This window comes from Pseudomonas sp. 2VD (assembly GCF_005503585.1).
Lineage (GTDB): Bacteria > Pseudomonadota > Gammaproteobacteria > Pseudomonadales > Pseudomonadaceae > Pseudomonas > Pseudomonas aeruginosa.
On the sequence record NZ_SCND01000580.1, the window covers coordinates 1 to 2,217 of the forward strand.

4 protein-coding genes are annotated in these 2,217 nt (G+C 63.6%); all 4 read left to right on the forward strand.

What is annotated here, in order from left to right; all coding sequences use genetic code 11:
• Window positions 1-470 (forward strand): cbb3-type cytochrome c oxidase subunit I (locus tag FFS27_RS31965; protein WP_171019278.1); only part of this gene is annotated, 470 nt, incomplete at its 5' end.
• Window positions 471-480: 10 nt separating this feature from the next.
• A complete protein-coding gene (ccoO, locus tag FFS27_RS31970) occupies window positions 481-1,089 on the forward strand; it encodes a cytochrome-c oxidase, cbb3-type subunit II (protein ID WP_003087318.1) in 609 nt (202 codons plus the stop codon).
• Between the two features lie 5 nt (window positions 1,090-1,094).
• Window positions 1,095-1,280, forward strand: a complete 186-nt coding sequence (locus FFS27_RS31975; protein ID WP_003087314.1) for a CcoQ/FixQ family Cbb3-type cytochrome c oxidase assembly chaperone — start codon at window positions 1,095-1,097, stop codon at window positions 1,278-1,280.
• A complete protein-coding gene (gene ccoP, locus FFS27_RS31980) occupies window positions 1,277-2,203 on the forward strand; it encodes a cytochrome-c oxidase, cbb3-type subunit III (protein ID WP_003087308.1) in 927 nt (308 codons plus the stop codon). The genes FFS27_RS31975 and ccoP overlap by 4 nt, the downstream gene beginning before the upstream one ends.
• Window positions 2,204-2,217: the final 14 nt, after the last annotated feature.

The window sequence follows — 2,217 nt, forward strand, 5'->3', positions numbered from 1 at the left end:
TGTCCACCTTCGAAGGCCCGATGATGGCGATCAAGACCGTCAACGCCCTCTCCCACTACACCGACTGGACCATCGGCCACGTACACGCCGGCGCCCTCGGCTGGGTCGCGATGGTTTCCATCGGCTCGCTCTACCACCTGATCCCGAAGGTCTTCGGCCGCGAGAAGATGTACAGCCTGGGCCTGATCAACGCGCACTTCTGGCTGGCCACCATCGGTACCGTGCTTTACATCGCCTCGATGTGGGTCAACGGCATCACCCAGGGCCTGATGTGGCGCGCGGTCAACGAGGACGGCACCCTGACCTACTCCTTCGTCGAAGCGCTGGCCGCCGGCCACCCCGGCTTCATCGTGCGCATGCTCGGCGGTTTCATCTTCCTGCTCGGCATGTTCCTGATGGCCTACAACACCTGGCGCACCGTCAGTGCCGCCAAGCCGGCCGAATACGAAGCCGCCGCACAGATCGCCTGAGGAGCCGAGCATGAAACACGAAATACTCGAGAAGAACGTCGGCCTGCTGGCGCTATGCATGGCCGTGGCCGTGAGCATCGGCGGCCTGACCCAGATCGTGCCGCTGTTCTTCCAGGACGTGACCAACACCCCGGTCGAAGGCATGAAGCCCTACACCGCGCTGCAACTGGAAGGCCGCGACATCTATATCCGCGAAGGCTGCGTCGGCTGCCACTCGCAGATGATCCGTCCGTTCCGCGCCGAAACCGAACGCTACGGCCACTACTCGGTGGCCGGCGAGAGCGTCTGGGACCACCCGTTCCTGTGGGGTTCCAAGCGTACCGGTCCGGACCTGGCCCGCGTCGGTAGCCGCTACTCCGACGACTGGCACCGCGCGCACCTGTTCAACCCGCGCAACGTGGTGCCCGAGTCGAAGATGCCGGCCTACCCGTGGCTGGTGGAGAACAAGCTCGACGGCAAGGACATCGAGAAGAAGCTCGAAGTGATGCGCACCCTCGGCGTGCCCTATACCGACGAAGACATCAAGGGCGCCAAGGACTCGCTGAAAGGCAAGACCGAAATGGACGCCGTGGTCGCCTACCTGCAGGTGCTCGGCACCTCGATCAAGAACAAACGGTGACGGCAATGGATATCGGGACGCTACGAGGACTCGGCACGCTGCTGATCATGGTCGCCTTCATCGGTCTGGTGATCTGGGCCTACAGCGGCAAACGCAAGAAGAGCTTCGACGAAGCGACGATGCTGCCCTTCGCAGACGATCCCGAAGCCAAAAAGCACGTCGAGCAAGCTTCTAGGAGTAACAAAGAATGACCACCTTCTGGAGTCTGTACATCACAGCTCTTACCGTCGGTACCTTGATCGCCCTGCTCTGGCTGGTCTTCGCCACCCGCAAGGGCGAGGCCAAGGGTACTACCGAAAAGACCATGGGCCACTCCTACGACGGCATCGAGGAGTATGACAACCCGCTGCCGAAGTGGTGGTTCATGCTGTACATCGGCACCATCGTCTTCTCCGTCGGCTACCTGGTCCTGTACCCGGGCCTGGGTAACTGGAAAGGCGTGCTGCCGGGCTACGAGGGCGGCTGGACCCAGGACAAGCAGTGGGAACGCGAGATGAACATCGCCCAGGAGAAGTATGGGCCGATCTTCGCCAAGTACGCCGCCATGCCCATCGAGGAAGTGGCCAAGGACGAGCACGCCATGAAGATGGGCAGCCGCATGTTCGCCACCTACTGCTCGATCTGCCACGGTTCCGACGCCAAGGGCGCCCTCGGCTTCCCCAACCTGGCCGACAACGAGTGGCGCTGGGGCGGTGACCCGCAGAGCATCGAGACCACCATCCTCGGCGGTCGCCACGCGATCATGGCGGCCTGGGGCGACATCCTCGGCGAAGACGGGGTGAAGAACGTCGCCGCCTACGTCCGCACCGAACTCGCCGGGCTGAAGCTGCCGGAAGGCACCAAGGCCGACGTCGAGGCCGGCAAGCAGATCTTCTCGGTCAACTGCGTCGCCTGCCACGGCCCGGAAGGCAAGGGTACCGCCCTGGTCGGCGCGCCGAACCTGACCAACCCCGGCGCGTTCATCTACGGCTCCAGCTACGCCCAGCTCCAACAAACCATCCGCCATGGCCGCCAGGGCCAGATGCCGGCCCAGGAGCCCTACCTGGGCAAGGAAAAGGTGCACATCCTGGCCGCCTACATCTACAACCTGTCGCACAACCAGGGCAGCAACTGACCCCTCCCCCCACC